Origin of the sequence: Clostridium sp. AF15-41 (assembly GCF_003604095.1) — a bacterium.
In the GTDB taxonomy this organism is placed as follows: domain Bacteria; phylum Bacillota; class Clostridia; order Lachnospirales; family Lachnospiraceae; genus Coprococcus.
On sequence record NZ_QTMQ01000015.1, the window covers coordinates 22029 to 38248 of the forward strand.

The window sequence follows — 16220 nt, forward strand, 5'->3', positions numbered from 1 at the left end:
GGAATATGGTTATACTAGAAAAAGATTTACATGAATAGATAGAAAGGAAAATTTCCATGCTGATTTGGTATGCGGATGTGTCGGATATGACAGAGGAGCAGATGAAAAAGTATCTGGAAGAGCTGTCTGAGTATCGTTTGGAAAAAGTGAATAGGCTTCGATATGAGAAGGATAAGAAATTGTCGGTTGCTGCGGGAATTTTGCTTGACCGGGCGTTAAAAGAGTGTCATTTGTCTGAGAAAGACTGTCGCTATCAGATCATGGAGCATGGCAAGGTTTATCTGGCAGATCATCCTGAGATAGCATTTAATATCAGTCACAGCGGATGCGTTGCAGTTCTGATCTTTCATAAAGAAACGAAACACGATCTGTCCTGTGGCATTGATATCGAGCTGATACAGGGTGGACGGGAGAAGATCGTGAACCGGTTATTTTCAGAAGCGGACAAAGAACAATATAAGAAGTTGGATCCGGATGCGGCTGCGTTATATTTTGCGCGGGTCTGGACCCGGATGGAATCATTTGGTAAGATGACAGGAAAAGGACTTGATTTTTCAGATCCGACTCAGAAAAAAATTATGGATCGTTCAGAGATGAAAAAGAAAAATGTCTATTTCCGAGAATTCAGAATAACAGATAAAACAGGTCGGGAATATAATCTCTGTGCCTGTGCAGATAAGGAAGGTTTGTTAGAAGAAACTGTATTTTCTGATAAGTCGGTTCTTTTTTCTTCTCAGAATGTAGATTGTGTGGTAATATGATGATGAAAATTTATGTACTGCTACATAAGTGAAGTTTTGGAGGAACATGATATGAGTAAAAAAGCTACGAAAGCACTGAATAATCCGTATTATATCGCAAGATATAATGCATCAAAGAATAATCCAAATCTTACCAGCCGGGAAAAGACGGCTGAGATTTTAAATATTGACCGGACGCGGTTATCACGGATCGAGCTTGGCATGTCAGTTCCTTATCCGGAAGAAGTTCTGGCGATGGCGGATGTATATGAGATACCGGAGCTTTGTAATATGTATTGCTCAGGGGAGTGTGCAATCGGTCGTGAGACAGTGAAACCGATCAATGCAGATAGCTTGGATCGACTGATCCTTCAGTTCCTTGGATCTTCTCAGAAGATGGAGAATATTACGGAGCAACTGATCAATATCACCTCCGATGGAATTGTAGATGAAGGAGAACTGGAGCAGTTTGATTCGGTTCTGTCTGAATTGGAAAAAATGTCGGTCAACATTCAATCGTTGATGATGTGGGCTAAAAAAAATAAAGATTCAATTATGAGTAAAAGAGGAAATTAGAAATGGCAGACAAGAATATCGAAAACGAGATTAAGAAAAGAAGAACATTTGCGATCATATCCCACCCGGATGCCGGTAAGACGACTTTAACAGAGAAGTTTCTCCTGTTTGGTGGTGCAATCAATACGGCAGGATCGGTAAAAGGAAAAGCAAATTCCAAATATGCGGTATCCGATTGGATGGATATTGAGAAGGAGAGAGGTATATCAGTTACCTCATCCGTTCTTCAGTTTAATTATGAAGGCTACTGTATCAATATTCTTGATACACCGGGACATCAGGATTTCTCAGAAGACACATATCGAACCCTGATGGCTGCGGATTCTGCTGTTATGGTTATTGATGCCTCAAAGGGTGTAGAGGCACAGACGATCAAGCTTTTTAAGGTCTGTGTAATGCGTCATATCCCGATTTTTACATTTATTAATAAGATGGATCGTGATGCAAGAGATACATTTGAATTGTTAGATGAGATTGAAAATGTCCTTGGAATACGTACCTGTCCGATGAACTGGCCAATCGGTTCCGGTAAGGAATTTAAGGGTGTCTATGACAGAGAGACCAAGATGGTCGATACCTTTGAAGCAATCTCAACCGGTGGTGCGAAGAAGGCTGCGGAGACGCAATATCATATCGAGGATCAGGAGCTTAAGGATCTGATCGGACCGTACCTGTATGACCAGTTTAAGGAAGAAATTGAATTGGTTGACGGTGCAACCGATGAAGTCGATCTCGAGAAGGTTCAGAAGGGAGAGCTTTCACCCGTATTCTTTGGTTCTGCACTGAATACATTCGGTATCGATATGTTCCTGAATTATTTTCTGAAAATGACGACACCTCCTCTTGGAAGAATGTCGGATCAGGGTGTGATCGATCCGGTTACAGAACCATTTTCAGCTTTCGTATTTAAGATACAGGCAAATATGAATAAAGCGCATCGTGACAGAATCGCATTTATGCGTATCTGTTCAGGTAAATTTGAAGCCGGTATGGAGGTTTACCATGCAGCCAGTAAGCGTAAATTAAAATTATCCCAGCCGCAGCAGCTTATGGCGCAGGATCGTAAGATCGTAGAAGAAGCATATGCGGGTGATGTAATCGGTGTATTTGATCCGGGATTATTTTCAATCGGTGATACTCTTACATTTCCGGGTAAGAAATTCCAGTACGAAGGAATCCCGACATTTGCGCCGGAGCATTTCTGTCGTGTTGTTCAGATGAATACAATGAAGCGTAAGCAGTTTGTACAGGGTGTTACTCAGATCGCGCAGGAGGGTGCAATTCAGATCTTTCAGGAGTTTACAGCAGGATTGTCTGAGATTATCGTAGGTGTTGTAGGTGTTCTTCAGTTTGATGTATTAAAATACAGACTGGAGAATGAATATGGATGTGAGATCCGTTTAGAGCCGATCCCTTATAACTATATCCGTTGGGTAAAAGATCCATCTACAGATCTTACAAAGCTGAAACGTGTCAGCGATGTTAAGAAGGTGAAGGATATGAAGGGTAATCCATTATTATTATTTGCAAATGAATGGGTTATCAATCAGGTGCTTGAGCATAATGAAGGACTGGAACTGTTAGAGTTCAGAAAGAATTAAATAAATGAATAATCTACCTTGAAAATGTAAATCCTTTTCTTATGAGGCCTAAGAAAAAATCCGTTTGACAGACAGGCAGACATAAGCAGGAGGAACATGATATGGCACTGAACAGGGTAGTGATATGTGGTGTGAATACAGCCAGACTTCCGTTGCTGACAGACAAGGAAAAGGATGAATTGTTTGACAGGATCGAGCAGGGAGATATGGCTGCCAGAGAGACCTTTATCAAGGGCAATCTGCGACTGGTTCTGAGTGTGATCCAGAGATTTTCGAATTCAAATGAGAACCCTGACGATCTGTTTCAGGTTGGATGCATAGGATTGATAAAAGCAATTGATAATTTTGACCGGAGTCTGAATGTGAAGTTTTCAACATATGCAGTTCCGATGATACTTGGAGAATGTCGGAGGTATCTGCGGGATAATAACAGTATCAGGGTATCCAGGTCGTTAAGAGATATTGCATATAAGGCAATTTACACAAAGGATGCTTTGTTAAAGAAGTTGGATCGGGAACCGACCGTGGATGAAATTGCAAAGGAGATCGATGTAGCACCGGAAGATATCACGACAGCACTGGATGCCATATCGACACCGGTTTCATTATATGAGCCTGTTTATCAGGAAGGCGGAGATACGTTATATATCGTAGATCAGTTAAGTGATAAGAAGAATAAAGAAGAAAATTGGGTAGAGAATATTTCATTGAAAGAGGCAATGAAGAAATTAAACGAGAGAGAATATAATATATTAAGGCTCCGTTTCTTTGAAGGAAAGACACAGACCGAGGTCGCATCGGAGATCGCCATTTCACAGGCGCAGGTCAGCCGTATCGAAAAGAGTGCAATCAAATCTCTAAAGGGCTACCTCAGATAATATATGGACGATTAAGAGGTATCTATATATTTATTCTACAGAGCATTTTCATTCTATTTTTACGCTGTATAACTTCGAACTAACCTCGGCTAAATAGCCTTGGTAAGGGCTCAGTTATCACGTAGCGGTACTAAACTCACCGCCTTGCGGTTCGTTAAGGACCGACATGAAAAAGGTCTGTAGAACAAAATATAGATACCTCTTTATTTGTTTATAGGTAAATCTGTGTTATTGTGATTTCCCATATTTTATTATAGTTTTTACATTTATTGTGCTTTTTTTGCTCTATTTATTCTTGTTTTGAGCTTCTAGCTGTGATTTGGCTTCGGTGGCAAGCTCTGCCATATAGTCCTGAACGGTTGTGCCGCCGGTGTCGCTGTTTTTCATGAGATTTGCTTTCAGCTTTTCTACTTCCTCGAGTGGAAGATCGCTCATTATGGCAACCTCGGCCGGTTCGATGTGAACATTTAACATTCGTTCTGCCAGATCATATTTTGCTTTTGTTGTTCGATTCATTTCTGATTCATCTCCTTACTTATTCAGATCCTTCAGATAAGCTTCGTTGATCTCGATGATCTTATTCATAGCTTCCGGTCCTGGAGCACCGATTGTATTACGTTTATTGACACATTCTTCCATGCTGATCGCCAGATAGATGTCGTCTTCAAATACCGGACAGATTGCCTTGTAGTCGTCTAGTGGAAGCTCATCCAGCGAGATGTTCCGTTCGATACAGGTGAGAACCAGTTCACCTACGATGCCGTGAGCATCACGGAATGGAACACCGTGGTTTACCAGATAATCGGCAGCATCCGTAGCATTTGTGAATCCGTTCTTTGCAGATGCTTCCATACGGTCTTTATTTACAGTCATAGTTTTTATCATACCGTTAAATAATGCGATACATCCCTTTACGGTATCGATCGCATCAAAGGTAAATTCCTTATCCTCTTGCATATCCTTATTATAAGCAAGCGGAATTCCCTTCATTGTGGTAAGGAGAGAAGTCAGTGCGCCATAGACACGTCCGGTCTTACCACGAACCAGCTCTGCGATATCAGGGTTTTTTTTCTGTGGCATGATCGAGCTTCCTGTGCTGTATGCGTCATCCAGTTCGACAAACTGATATTCATTTGTATTCCAGATAATGATCTCCTCTGAGAAACGGCTCAGATGCATCATGATCGTTGAAAGAGCGGATAATAATTCGATGCAGTAATCACGGTCTGCGACAGAATCCATACTGTTAAGAGTAGGACCTGCAAAATCAAGCAGGGAAGCAGTTAGCTCACGATCCAGAGGGTAAGTTGTGCCGGCTAAAGCACCGGAGCCCAGTGGACAGTAATTCATTCTTGCATAGATATCACACAGACGGCCGTAATCACGCTTGAACATCTCCATGTATGCACCAAAGTGATGGGCGAGAGTGATCGGCTGCGCCTTCTGTAAATGTGTAAATCCGGGCATATATGTGTGGATATGTTCCTTCATCAGGGAATGTAAGGTGTTCATTAATTCCAGCACAAGAGCTTTAATTTCAACGATCTCATCTCTTACATAGAGCTTCATATCAAGAGCTACCTGATCATTACGGCTTCTTCCGGTATGTAATTTCTTACCGGTATCACCGATACGGTCAATCAGATTTGCTTCTACAAAGCTGTGAATATCTTCATATTTGGATGTGATTTCAAGTGTACCATTTTCCACATCGGTAAGTATGCTGTTTAAGCCGTCGATGATCTGATCTCGTTCTGCTTCTGTAAGGATGCCGGATGCTGCAAGCATGGTAACATGCGCGATGCTTCCGCGGATATCCTGTTTATAGAACTTCTGATCAAAAGAGATCGAAGCATTAAAGTTATATACTAATTGGTCTGTTTCTTTTGTAAAACGACCACCCCAGAGCTGTGCCATAATGTAGTTCCTCTTTTCTCTAAAATTATTTTAACTGTTTCATTTTACAACAGGATGAGAGCTTAATCAACAAAAACAGGGATTAGCAGAAGAATTTTGCATGGTAAATATCAAATTTTTATGAAAAAGATATTTACAGGTTTACAGCAGTTGTGGACAGATGATAAAATAACCTAAATTGTCAGAATGGATGGATTGGATGAAGAAACGACATTTTATTTTGAAAGGAATCATTACGGCACTTGTGCTGATCGTTCTTTTCTATACAGGAAGATGGGCATTTTTTAATATATTTCATCGTCAGGATGTTGTGAACGGACTGGTAGCATTACGAACAAATGTAATGCATTCGATGGAGGATGGAAATGATTCTGATATCTTTTATGTAAAGAATGTAAAGATAAAGGATATCAGTGATATTAATAAATATGTGGATTCGGCATTCGGAAGTGTAGATACCTATCGGGTATTGGTATCTTCCGGTGATTATCTTGCAATTCAGCTTTCTTTTGATCGTAGCGAGAATTACTATGTGATCCGGAAAGTGCTTTTTGATGAAGAGATACCATCGGATAAAAAGAAAGCGATTGCTATGTATGATGCATATATAGAATTTTATCAGACCTGCATCAAAGAACCGATGAGTGATTTTGACAAAGAGGTGGCGGTACATGACTATCTGATAAAAAACTGTGTATATGGTTTTCCGGAGAAACAGCAGGATGCATATGATGCCTATGGTGTCCTTGTATCTCATAAAGCAGTATGTGATGGTTATGCGGAAGCGTTTTTTATGTTGATGACCTGTCTTGATATTCCATGTGATATTGTAGTCGGAACGGCAGATGGTGACCTGCATGCGTGGAATCAGGTTGAACTTAATGGCAAATGGTATAATATCGATCTGACTTGGGATGATGCGGTTCCGGACATGGGATCGTATATAAAACACACATATTTTAATCTGACAGATGAGGCACTTGCCGAAAATCATACATGGGAACGGGAGTTTTACCGTACCTGCACAGATACAGATATGAATTATTATGTGAAGACATTTGCAGTGTTTGATGATTTTGAAGCATATAAGAAAGGGATCACGAAGCAGATCGGACGCTCGGATGTGCTCGAAGCAATTGTTTATTATATGGATACGGACAGACCGGATCTGTCATTTCTCTATGACAGTTCGGCTATAAAAAAACTTAAGTATCTGGTTGAAGATATGGGAGAATATTATGTGATCATTGTATATGTAAATACATGATTTTATTATTGTAAAACAAAATGCCCGTGACAGTACGGGAGAAAGGAAAACTCAATGCCTGATGAACAGGGGAGAGTGAAGTGTGATAAAAATGAGTAAGAAGGAATTTATGGATCAGCTCAGAGAAGGATTGGATGGGAATGTATCATATGAGAAATATCGTGAAACAATAGAATATTATGAGTCTTATTTCCGGAGAAAAATAGCAGAAGGTAAGACTGAGGAGGAAATTGTTGCGGAACTTGGCTCCGGGCGACTGATCGCAAAGACGATCGTTGATACCGCAGGAGCTGACCGGACAGAACAGAGCTATACTTATACAGAGACAACGAACGGCAGACGCGGAAGTGTGAGCCGAGATGGAGGAGATACACCAAAGGGCTGGCATATCAAAATGGATGAAAATGGAAATACCAGTGTCTGCTTTGGAAAACTTGATTTTTCTACGACGCTTGGTAAGGTTGTGATCGGAATCGGACTTGTTTTATTACTTGCCCTGATCGTATTACTGGTTGTGATCGGAGTTAAGATTCTTGTATATGTGATTATTCCGGTTGCTGCAATTTTGTTTATCGTGAACCTGATCATCAGTCTGATCGACAATCATCGAATGTAGTTGGAAGCAGAATTTTTAACAGATAAAAAAAGTTTTAAAAAAGTTGAAAAAAGTTCTTGACAATTATCGGTATATCCCTTATACTAGCAAAGGTGTTCGACAGAGAACACAAACGAAATGGGATCTTAGCTCAGCTGGGAGAGCATCTGCCTTACAAGCAGAGGGTCACAGGTTCGAGCCCTGTAGGTCCCATTTAAAATAAAATATGGCGGGATAGCTCAGTTGGCTAGAGCATGCGGTTCATACCCGCAGTGTCGAGGGTTCAAATCCCCCTCCCGCTACTAACCTTTAATCGTCATGATATCATGGCGATTTTTTTTGTAGCAGTGTGATGGTATTTGAATAAACCGGCATATTGATGCCGGTTCATGTGGTCATCATAACGATAGAAAAATATGAGTGAATGAAAAAATAAGGAGAAATCAAATATGCGAGTTGGAATGGGCTATGATGTTCATAAATTAGTAGAAGACAGAAAGTTGATCCTTGGCGGAGTGGAGATTCCATACGAGAAAGGATTGCTTGGGCATTCAGATGCAGATGTTCTGCTTCATGCGATCATGGATGCGCTTCTCGGTGCTGCGGCATTGGGAGATATCGGCAGGCATTTTCCGGATACAGATGACCGTTATAAGGGGGCAGACAGCATGGTGCTGTTAAAGAAAGTGAAGAAGCTTCTGGATGAGAAATTTTTCTTTATAGAGAATATAGATGCGACAGTGATCGCACAGCAGCCGAAGCTTGCCCCATATATAGAAGATATGAGAAAGAATATTGCAGAATGTCTGGAACTTCCGGTGAACAGGGTGAATGTGAAGGCTACGACAGAGGAAAAGCTGGGATTTACCGGAGCGGGTCTTGGAATCAGTTCACAGGCTGTCTGTCTGTTAGAGACTGTCGGGAACTATGATTATGATGTTATGGGAATGAACCAGGGAGGCTGCGCCGGCTGTCAGGGCTGTCCGGTCAGACAGTAGGTAGTTTAGGGTATGAATGAAGAAAGATGCGATCAGATGGATTGCAAAACGTTTGATTCGATCAGGATAGAAACTGCCGGAGCGGAAGATATGAACGAGATCCGTAAGCTCTGGAAACAGTCATTTGACGATCAGGATGCATATATGGATTATTATTTTTCAAATGTGGCAACAAGGAATCATATCTTTGTGGCAAAGACTGACTCCAAGATTATTTCTATGGTGCATTTGAATTCATATACTCTTGCTGAGACGACAGCAGGAGCAACCACATATAAAAAGGGTGGATATATCGTTGGCGTTGCGACCGAGCCTGAGTTCCGAAGACATGGAATCATGTCGATATTAATGAAGCATGTGCTTGCATATGCGGCTGAGAATGATTACGATTATATTTATCTGATGCCGGAGAAAGAGATCTATTATAAAGGTCTGGGATTTGCTCCGGTAGTAGAAAGCGGCTTTTATAATATAACCGATCTGAAACCTGAGAAGAATGATTATGAGCTTTGTGGGTTGGAAGATATAACAGATGAACAGTTGCAGAGTTTTTCTGAAAAACTGGCACAACGCTATGATCTCTTTGTACCACGAACCAGAGCCTACCTGGAAGATCTTGGAATGGAATGTCAGTCCCTGTTCGGTGATGTATATATTATAAAGGATGAGAATGAGATAGCGGCGGTGTATGGAACCATGTATGATGGGGATCGCGCAGAGATCGTTCAGTATTGTACAGTTACCGGATCGCTTGATCCGTTGTTATATGGAATTTGTGAGAGTGATATTCCTGTATTTTCTAAGGTTGAATTGTTTGGAACATATACAGATCATAAGATGATAAAGAAAGGCCGTGGGATCATGTTTTATGAGCCATATACGGAGTACACAGAATTATATAGAAAATCAGATCGTATTTTCATAAATGAAGTGGTTTAAAAAAATATGGATACCATGTATAATAGTTGTAGTATGTATATACAAAAAGGAGAAATAAAATGACAACAGATGGATATGTAGAACATATAGTGAAAACAAAGACTTCTGCCGGAATCATGGCATTGATCGTACTTGGAGCAATTATCACCGTGGTGGGAGCATTTTTTATGTTCTTTGTACCGGGAGGCACAATCTTTGGACTTCCGCTTGCGGTTGTTGGTGTAATTATATTTTCATTTGCAATCAATCGAAAAGAGTGTGAGTTTGAATATTTGTTCGTAAATGATGATGTTGAGGTTGCAAGGATCACCGCAAAGAGCAGCAGAAAACAGGTGTATCATTTTGAAGGCGGAGAAGTAAAACAGATCACGACTGTAGATTCAATCTATAGGGATAATGAGCATCAGGCAAATTCCGGTATTAAAACGATGAATTTCACTTCAAAGGATAAGAACACAGAGAATCCTGTTTATTCTTTCATTCTGAATAAGAATAACCGCACAGAGGAAGTCCTGTTAGAGCTTGATGCAAAGACGATTGAACATGTAAAACAATTTTTCAAAGGAAAAATCCGGGAATAGAGAAAGTCAGGAACGGACACATATTTATAAGCAGAAAGACAGATACTATAAAAGAGGTGCTTGCGATGAAAATTACTTTTTTTAAATATCTGTCTTTGTTTTTGACCGGAGGAATGGTATATTATTTTCTTGAAATATTTACCAGAGATTATTCTCATTATTCCATGATAATCTGTGGGGGGCTGTGTATGATTGCATGCGGAGGTTTGAATCAGATGTTCCCGAGAATGCCGATCTCGTTACAGATGTTTTTATCGGCAGAGATCATAACATTGTTGGAATTTATTACCGGAGTTATAGTAAATCTGATCTTTCATGTCGGAGTATGGGATTATTCATATCTGCCATATAATGTGATGGGGCAGATATGTCTGCCATATTCTGTGTTGTGGATGTTCCTTTCATTGATCATAATATTTGTGGATGATGGAATCAGGCATTTTCTGTTTGGAGAAGAATTGCCGGAGTACAGATTGTTTTAAATATAAATACAAAGCGATTTTTTTGTTGTTGAAGCAGCTGCGACGTTTAGAGTAATAAAAAAAGCTTATAACAGATTCGGCCTGAAATCCGGACTTCTGATGATAAGCTTCTTTTATGTGGTGTGAAATTAAATACGAAACTATGGCTGAAGAGGAGTCATCTTAAGTCCTTTATACAATTTGGTATAAAGACTTCTTTCATCGGAGTAAAGCATGATTCCCCGTGCACCATCTTTAACAATGTAGGCGTATTTATTCTTCTGTACATTCATGTACAAAACTTCCTCCACATTCAGTTCTTTGGCTTTCACTTTTGCAACGCTGACACTTACCGGCTGTAATTTGTATTTTTTGATTGCCTGTTCAACTGTCATGATAAACACCTCCATCATATAGTATGTCTATGTTTGTTTGAATATAGTATATTGTATAGATAGCACAAAGTCAACTGTAAATAATGCACAAAAAGGCAAAAAAAGGGAAAAACTTCCGTTATTTTTGATAAAAAAGGAGAGATAAATAGTGAAAAATGCAAACTATTATACTATGATGGAAGAAGAATTGAAGAAAATATCGGATTCCGGCAGTAAAAAGAAGCTATTGCTTCATTGCTGCTGTGCCCCGTGTTCCAGTCATTGCCTGGAAGTTCTGACCGATTATTTTGATATTACTGCTTATTTTTATAATCCGAATATCACAAGTGATGAAGAATACGAGAAACGCTGGAATGAATTAAAACGCTTTGTTCATGAAGTATATCAGGAGAATGGGGTGGAGTCATATCTGGAAGAGCATGAGAGCGAACGGTTTCTTGAAATGGCAAAAGGAATGGAAGAGGAACCGGAACGTGGAATCCGGTGCTATGCCTGTTATAAGCTTCGTCTGGATAAAAGTGCAGCATTTGCAAAAAAGCATGGATTTGATTATTTTACTACGACACTGTCGATCAGCCCGCATAAAAATGCAGACTGGCTCAATGAGATCGGAGAAGAACTGGGTGAGCAGTATGGTATAACATTTTTGCATAGTGATTTTAAGAAGAAAAATGGATATAAACATTCGATTGAGCTTTCAAAGGAATATAATTTATATAGACAGAACTTCTGCGGCTGTGAATTCAGCAGAAGAGTGTATGAAGCAACTGAAAAAATGAAGCAGGAAGCTGCTCAGAAATAAGTTGACGAATTTCGATGAAAAAGTGTTGTCTAACAATAACAAATGTGTTAGAATTGACAAAACTAGAAAAAAGAGGCAGATGAGGATCTTTGTATGTGTGCACAGATTCTCTGTTCACTCTTTTTTTTTGAGCAAAAATAGAAAAAAGAAGAAAGGAATTGTATTATGAAAGCTTTTTTGATACTTGAAGATGGACATGTATTTGAAGGCACCAGTATTGGAGCAACCGATGAGATCATAAGCGAAATTGTTTTCAATACGTCTATGACAGGTTACTTAGAGGTGTTGACAGACCCATCCTATGCCGGGCAGGCAGTTTGTATGACATATCCGTTGATTGGTAATTATGGTGTATGTCTGGAAGATATGGAGGCTGATAAACCATGGCAGTCAGGATTTATTGTAAGAGAGATTGCGAAGAAGCCAAGTAACTTTAGAAGTGAACAGAGTATTAACCAGTTCCTTATTAATAACAATATAACAGGTATCGAGGGAGTTGATACCAGAGCCTTGACCAAGATCCTCAGAAATCAGGGTACAATGAAGGGCATGATCACAACAAATGCTTCTTATGACCTTGAAGATTGTCTGAAGCGGATCAAAGCATGGGAGATGGGACATGTTGTTCTTGATGTTACATGCAAAGAAAAGAAAGTTTATCCGGGAGATGGCTACAAGGTAGCTGTGATCGATCTCGGCGTTAAGAGAAATATTATCAAATCTTTATTAAAGAGAGGTTGTCAGGTTACTGTATATCCTGCTGAGACACCTGCGGAGGAGATCATCGCAGATGCACCGGACGGCATCATGTTAACAAACGGACCTGGAGATCCAAAGGATTGTAAGGTTACGATCAAAGAAGTGAAAAAACTTTTCGATACAGATATTCCTATTTTTGCAATATGTCTTGGACATCAGCTGCTTGCACTTGCAAATGGCGGCGATACCGTAAAGATGAAATACGGTCACAGAGGTGCGAACCATCCTGTAAAAGATTTAAAGACCGGAAAGGTTTATATTTCAACTCAGAATCATGGATATATGGTAAAAGAAGAGAGCCTTGACAGAAAGGTTGCCGAGGTTAGCTTTATCAATGTAAATGATGGTACAGTAGAAGGTGTTCATTACCTTGGTAAGAATGCACAGACCGTACAGTTCCATCCGGAAGCATGTGCCGGTCCTCTTGATACAGACTTCTTGTTTGATGTATTTATGAATATGATGGAGGTGTCTAAGTAATGCCAAAGAATCCGAATATTAAAAAAGTTGTTGTAATTGGCTCCGGTCCTATCGTAATCGGACAGGCTGCAGAATTTGACTATGCCGGTACACAGGCTTGTCGTTCATTAAAAGAAGAAGGCCTTTGCGTTGTCCTGATCAACTCCAATCCGGCTACGATCATGACAGATAAGGATATCGCAGATAAGGTATACATTGAGCCATTAACAGCCGATGTAGTAAAAGCAGTGATCGAGAAGGAAAAACCGGACAGCCTTCTGCCAACACTGGGTGGTCAGGCAGCTTTAAATATCGCAATGGAACTGGAAGAGTCCGGTTTCTTAAGAGAACATGATGTTATGTTGATCGGTACATCTTCTTCAACAATCAAAAAAGCAGAGGATAGACTGGAATTCAAGAAAACCATGGAGAAGATCCATGAGCCTGTAGCACCATCTGAGGTTGTTACAACGGTAAAAGCCGGTCTGGAATTTGTTAAGAAGATAGGATATCCGGTTGTACTCCGTCCGGCATATACCCTCGGCGGAAGCGGCGGTGGTATCGCTGAGAATGAAGAAGAGTTTGTCGAGATCCTGATGAATGGTCTGAGACTTAGTCGTGTCGGTCAGGTTCTGGTAGAGCGTTGTATCGCAGGCTGGAAAGAGATCGAATACGAAGTAATGCGTGATGCAAATGGTACCTGTATTACAGTTTGTAATATGGAGAATCTGGATCCGGTCGGTGTCCATACCGGTGACTCTATCGTAGTAGCACCATCCCAGACATTGGGTGATAAAGAGTATCAGATGCTTCGTACATCTGCATTAAATATTATTTCTGAATTAAATATCCGTGGTGGCTGTAACGTACAGTTTGCATTACATCCAACTACATTTGAATATTGTGTAATCGAAGTAAATCCTCGTGTAAGCCGTTCGTCAGCACTTGCATCCAAGGCAACCGGTTATCCGATCGCCAAGGTTTCTGCAAAGATCGCACTTGGTTATAATCTGGATGAGATCCAGAATGCAATTACCAAGAAGACGTTTGCAAGCTTTGAGCCTGCACTGGACTATGTTGTTGTTAAGATTCCTAGACTTCCGTTTGATAAGTTCATCAAGGCAGATCATGATCTGACAACACAGATGAAGGCAACCGGTGAGGTTATGAGTATCTGCACAAACTTTGAGGGCGCATTGATGAAAGCAATCCGTTCTCTGGAACAGCATGTAGATGGTCTTCATTCCAGCAGATATAAGAATATGTCTGACAGTGATATCTTAAAGCTTCTGCATCATGTAGATGACAGACGTATCTTTGTTATCGCTGAGGCACTTCGCCGTGGCATTACACAGGAAGCAATTCACGATATCACAAAGATTGATCTTTGGTTCATTGATAAGATCAACAATCTGGTTGACTATGAACAGGAGATCCGTGATTCCAAGGGAGATATCTCCAAGGAACTGATGAAGGAGATCAAGCGTGTAGAATTCCCAGATAAGGTAATCGCACAGCTTACAGGAAAGACAACAAAAGAGATCAAAGAGCTGCGGTATGGCTATGGTATCCGTGCATCTTTCAAGATGGTTGATACCTGTGCTGCAGAGTTTGAAGCATCTACACCATACTATTATTCCTGCTTCGACGGTGAGAATGAAGTAGAGGAAGATCATTCCGTAAAGAAGGTTATGGTTCTTGGTTCCGGTCCTATTCGTATCGGACAGGGTATCGAATTCGATTACTGCTCCGTACACAGTACATGGGCATTTGAGAGAAAGGGATACCAGACCATTATCGTAAATAATAATCCTGAGACAGTCAGTACAGATTTTGATATTGCAAATAAGCTGTATTTCGAGCCACTGACAGCAGAGGATGTAGAAGCAATTGTAGATCTGGAAAGACCGGATGGTGCGGTTGTTCAGTTCGGCGGACAGACAGCGATCAAGCTGACGGAAGCACTGATGGAGATGGGTGTTCCGATCCTTGGTACAAGTGCAGAGAATGTAGATGCCGCTGAGGATAGAGAATTATTCGATGAGATCCTTGAGAAGTGTTGTATCCCAAGACCTGCCGGAAAGACGGTATTTACCAGAGATGAAGCCTTAGAGGCAGCCAATGAACTCGGTTATCCGGTTCTGGTAAGACCTTCTTATGTATTAGGCGGACAGGGAATGCAGATTGCGATCTCTGATAAAGATATTATTGAATTTATGGATATCATCAACAGACATGTTCAGGAGCATCCTGTTCTGGTTGATAAATATATCATGGGTAAGGAAGTAGAAGTAGATGCTGTATGTGATGGAGAAGATATCCTGATCCCTGGTATCATGGAGCATGTAGAGAGAGCCGGTATCCATTCCGGTGATAGTATCTCTGTATATCCTGCACAGACGCTTTCACCAAAGATCAAACGTGTAATTGAAGATTATACAAGAAAGCTTGCAAACAGCCTTCATGTAATCGGTCTGATCAATATACAGTTTATCGCATACAATGATGAAGTATATGTAATTGAGGTAAATCCTCGTTCCAGCCGTACTGTTCCATATATCAGCAAGGTTACCGGTATTCCGATCGTAGATCTTGCAACCCGTGTTATCACAGGTGAGAAGATCAAGGATATGGGATATAAGCCGGGACTTCAGCCGGAAGCAGAATACTTTGCGATCAAGATGCCAGTATTCTCATTTGAGAAGATCCGTGGAGCCGAGATCAGTCTGGGACCGGAAATGAAATCAACAGGTGAATGTCTTGGTATCTCCAAGGACTACAACGAAGCCCTTTACAAGGCGTTCCTTGGCGCAGGTGTAAATCTTCCAAAGACAAAGAAGATGATTCTTACAGTTAAGGATGCAGATAAGATGGATGCAGTAGAAATCGGCAGACGTTTTTCGGCTCTTGGTTATGAGATCTTCTCTACAAAGAGCACATGCAGAATCCTGAATGAGAATGGAGTGCCTGCTGAACTGATCAACAAAGTAGAGGAACCATCACCAAACCTGTTGGATCTGATCTTAAGTCATGAGATCGATCTGATCATCGATACTCCGTCACAGGGTGTTGAACGAAGCAAGGATGGTTTCGTGATCAGACGTCATGCAGTTGAAACCGGTGTTACCTGTCTTACAAGCCTTGATACAGCGAATGCACTGCTTACAAGTTTGGAGTCATCCGCAAATAGACGATTATCACTGGTTGACATCAGCGAATTATAAGTATAATATGATACAACCTGACAAAACA

Annotated in this window: 16 protein-coding genes and 2 tRNA genes; 15 read left to right on the forward strand and 3 right to left on the reverse strand. The window is 40.6% G+C overall.

The genetic code is table 11. The features are described from left to right. Nucleotides 1–56: 56 nt before the first annotated feature. From DWW43_RS10250 to sigG, 4 genes are all read left to right on the forward strand, one after another. Nucleotides 57–761, forward strand: coding sequence for a 4'-phosphopantetheinyl transferase superfamily protein (locus DWW43_RS10250; RefSeq protein WP_008400677.1), 705 nt, complete (start codon nt 57–59; stop codon nt 759–761). A 51-nt stretch (nt 762–812) separates the two neighbouring features. Continuing rightward, complete coding sequence (locus DWW43_RS10255) at nt 813–1316, forward strand: helix-turn-helix transcriptional regulator (RefSeq protein WP_021943746.1); 504 nt, start codon at nt 813–815, stop codon at nt 1314–1316. A 2-nt stretch (nt 1317–1318) separates the two neighbouring features. Next, nucleotides 1319–2917, forward strand: a complete 1599-nt coding sequence (locus DWW43_RS10260; RefSeq protein WP_008400679.1) for a peptide chain release factor 3 — start codon at nt 1319–1321, stop codon at nt 2915–2917. A gap of 101 nt (nt 2918–3018) precedes the next feature. Continuing rightward, the gene (sigG, locus tag DWW43_RS10265) at nt 3019–3795 is read left to right on the forward strand and encodes an RNA polymerase sporulation sigma factor SigG (RefSeq protein ID WP_008400680.1); all 777 of its coding nucleotides are present in this window, start codon (nt 3019–3021) and stop codon (nt 3793–3795) included. A 285-nt stretch (nt 3796–4080) separates the two neighbouring features. Here the strand turns inward: sigG and DWW43_RS10270 are convergent, their stop codons facing one another. Then, the gene (locus DWW43_RS10270) at nt 4081–4311 is read right to left on the reverse strand and encodes a hypothetical protein (RefSeq protein ID WP_008400681.1); all 231 of its coding nucleotides are present in this window, start codon (nt 4309–4311) and stop codon (nt 4081–4083) included. 15 nt (nt 4312–4326) lie between these two features. After that, nucleotides 4327–5712, reverse strand: coding sequence for an argininosuccinate lyase (gene argH / locus DWW43_RS10275; RefSeq protein ID WP_008400682.1), 1386 nt, complete (start codon nt 5710–5712; stop codon nt 4327–4329). 199 nt (nt 5713–5911) lie between these two features. On the opposite strand from argH, the gene DWW43_RS10280 reads away from it, so the two are divergent. From DWW43_RS10280 to DWW43_RS10315, 8 genes are all read left to right on the forward strand, one after another. Then, a complete protein-coding gene (locus DWW43_RS10280) occupies nt 5912–6979 on the forward strand; it encodes a transglutaminase domain-containing protein (RefSeq protein WP_243104467.1) in 1068 nt (355 codons plus the stop codon). Between the two features lie 91 nt (nt 6980–7070). Further along, complete coding sequence (locus tag DWW43_RS10285) at nt 7071–7595, forward strand: DUF1700 domain-containing protein (protein WP_008400684.1); 525 nt, start codon at nt 7071–7073, stop codon at nt 7593–7595. Nucleotides 7596–7714: 119 nt separating this feature from the next. Beyond that, nucleotides 7715–7787 (forward strand) — tRNA-Val (locus tag DWW43_RS10290). Nucleotides 7788–7802: 15 nt separating this feature from the next. Then, nucleotides 7803–7876 (forward strand) — tRNA-Met (locus tag DWW43_RS10295). A 147-nt stretch (nt 7877–8023) separates the two neighbouring features. Next, the gene (ispF, locus tag DWW43_RS10300; protein WP_119963513.1) at nt 8024–8572 is read left to right on the forward strand and encodes a 2-C-methyl-D-erythritol 2,4-cyclodiphosphate synthase; all 549 of its coding nucleotides are present in this window, start codon (nt 8024–8026) and stop codon (nt 8570–8572) included. Between the two features lie 12 nt (nt 8573–8584). Beyond that, nucleotides 8585–9511 (forward strand): GNAT family N-acetyltransferase, encoded by a 927-nt coding sequence (locus DWW43_RS10305; protein ID WP_008400686.1) that lies wholly within the window; start codon nt 8585–8587, stop codon nt 9509–9511. Between the two features lie 59 nt (nt 9512–9570). Beyond that, nucleotides 9571–10092 carry a DUF6106 family protein gene (locus tag DWW43_RS10310; protein WP_008400687.1) on the forward strand — a complete coding sequence of 174 codons (522 nt, stop codon included), beginning with the start codon at nt 9571–9573 and terminating at the stop codon, nt 10090–10092. Nucleotides 10093–10157: 65 nt separating this feature from the next. Beyond that, entirely contained in the window at nt 10158–10574 is a 417-nt protein-coding gene (locus DWW43_RS10315; protein ID WP_008400688.1) for a hypothetical protein, read from the forward strand. Between the two features lie 140 nt (nt 10575–10714). Here the strand turns inward: DWW43_RS10315 and DWW43_RS10320 are convergent, their stop codons facing one another. Beyond that, complete coding sequence (locus DWW43_RS10320) at nt 10715–10948, reverse strand: hypothetical protein (RefSeq protein ID WP_021943757.1); 234 nt, start codon at nt 10946–10948, stop codon at nt 10715–10717. 148 nt (nt 10949–11096) lie between these two features. On the opposite strand from DWW43_RS10320, the gene DWW43_RS10325 reads away from it, so the two are divergent. From DWW43_RS10325 to carB, 3 genes are all read left to right on the forward strand, one after another. Beyond that, nucleotides 11097–11750, forward strand: a complete 654-nt coding sequence (locus tag DWW43_RS10325; RefSeq protein WP_243104469.1) for an epoxyqueuosine reductase QueH — start codon at nt 11097–11099, stop codon at nt 11748–11750. A gap of 165 nt (nt 11751–11915) precedes the next feature. Continuing rightward, a complete protein-coding gene (locus DWW43_RS10330) occupies nt 11916–12989 on the forward strand; it encodes a carbamoyl phosphate synthase small subunit (protein WP_117807642.1) in 1074 nt (357 codons plus the stop codon). Beyond that, entirely contained in the window at nt 12989–16192 is a 3204-nt protein-coding gene (gene carB, locus DWW43_RS10335) for a carbamoyl-phosphate synthase large subunit (RefSeq protein WP_119963514.1), read from the forward strand. Before DWW43_RS10330 ends, carB begins: the two co-directional genes overlap by 1 nt. Nucleotides 16193–16220 lie beyond the last annotated feature (28 nt).

Excerpts from the sequence above, each read along its gene's own strand:
- DWW43_RS10250 (WP_008400677.1), top strand. The coding sequence starts at position 57 with ATGCTGATTTGGTATGCGGATGTGTCGGATATGACAGAGGAGCAGATG.
- DWW43_RS10255 (WP_021943746.1), top strand. The coding sequence starts at position 813 with ATGAGTAAAAAAGCTACGAAAGCACTGAATAATCCGTATTATATCGCA.
- DWW43_RS10260 (WP_008400679.1), top strand. The coding sequence starts at position 1,319 with ATGGCAGACAAGAATATCGAAAACGAGATTAAGAAAAGAAGAACATTT.
- sigG (WP_008400680.1), top strand. The coding sequence starts at position 3,019 with ATGGCACTGAACAGGGTAGTGATATGTGGTGTGAATACAGCCAGACTT.
- DWW43_RS10270 (WP_008400681.1), bottom strand. The coding sequence starts at position 4,311 with ATGAATCGAACAACAAAAGCAAAATATGATCTGGCAGAACGAATGTTA.
- argH (WP_008400682.1), bottom strand. The coding sequence starts at position 5,712 with ATGGCACAGCTCTGGGGTGGTCGTTTTACAAAAGAAACAGACCAATTA.
- DWW43_RS10280 (WP_243104467.1), top strand. The coding sequence starts at position 5,912 with ATGAAGAAACGACATTTTATTTTGAAAGGAATCATTACGGCACTTGTG.
- DWW43_RS10285 (WP_008400684.1), top strand. The coding sequence starts at position 7,071 with ATGAGTAAGAAGGAATTTATGGATCAGCTCAGAGAAGGATTGGATGGG.
- ispF (WP_119963513.1), top strand. The coding sequence starts at position 8,024 with ATGCGAGTTGGAATGGGCTATGATGTTCATAAATTAGTAGAAGACAGA.
- DWW43_RS10305 (WP_008400686.1), top strand. The coding sequence starts at position 8,585 with ATGAATGAAGAAAGATGCGATCAGATGGATTGCAAAACGTTTGATTCG.
- DWW43_RS10310 (WP_008400687.1), top strand. The coding sequence starts at position 9,571 with ATGACAACAGATGGATATGTAGAACATATAGTGAAAACAAAGACTTCT.
- DWW43_RS10315 (WP_008400688.1), top strand. The coding sequence starts at position 10,158 with ATGAAAATTACTTTTTTTAAATATCTGTCTTTGTTTTTGACCGGAGGA.
- DWW43_RS10320 (WP_021943757.1), bottom strand. The coding sequence starts at position 10,948 with ATGACAGTTGAACAGGCAATCAAAAAATACAAATTACAGCCGGTAAGT.
- DWW43_RS10330 (WP_117807642.1), top strand. The coding sequence starts at position 11,916 with ATGAAAGCTTTTTTGATACTTGAAGATGGACATGTATTTGAAGGCACC.
- carB (WP_119963514.1), top strand. The coding sequence starts at position 12,989 with ATGCCAAAGAATCCGAATATTAAAAAAGTTGTTGTAATTGGCTCCGGT.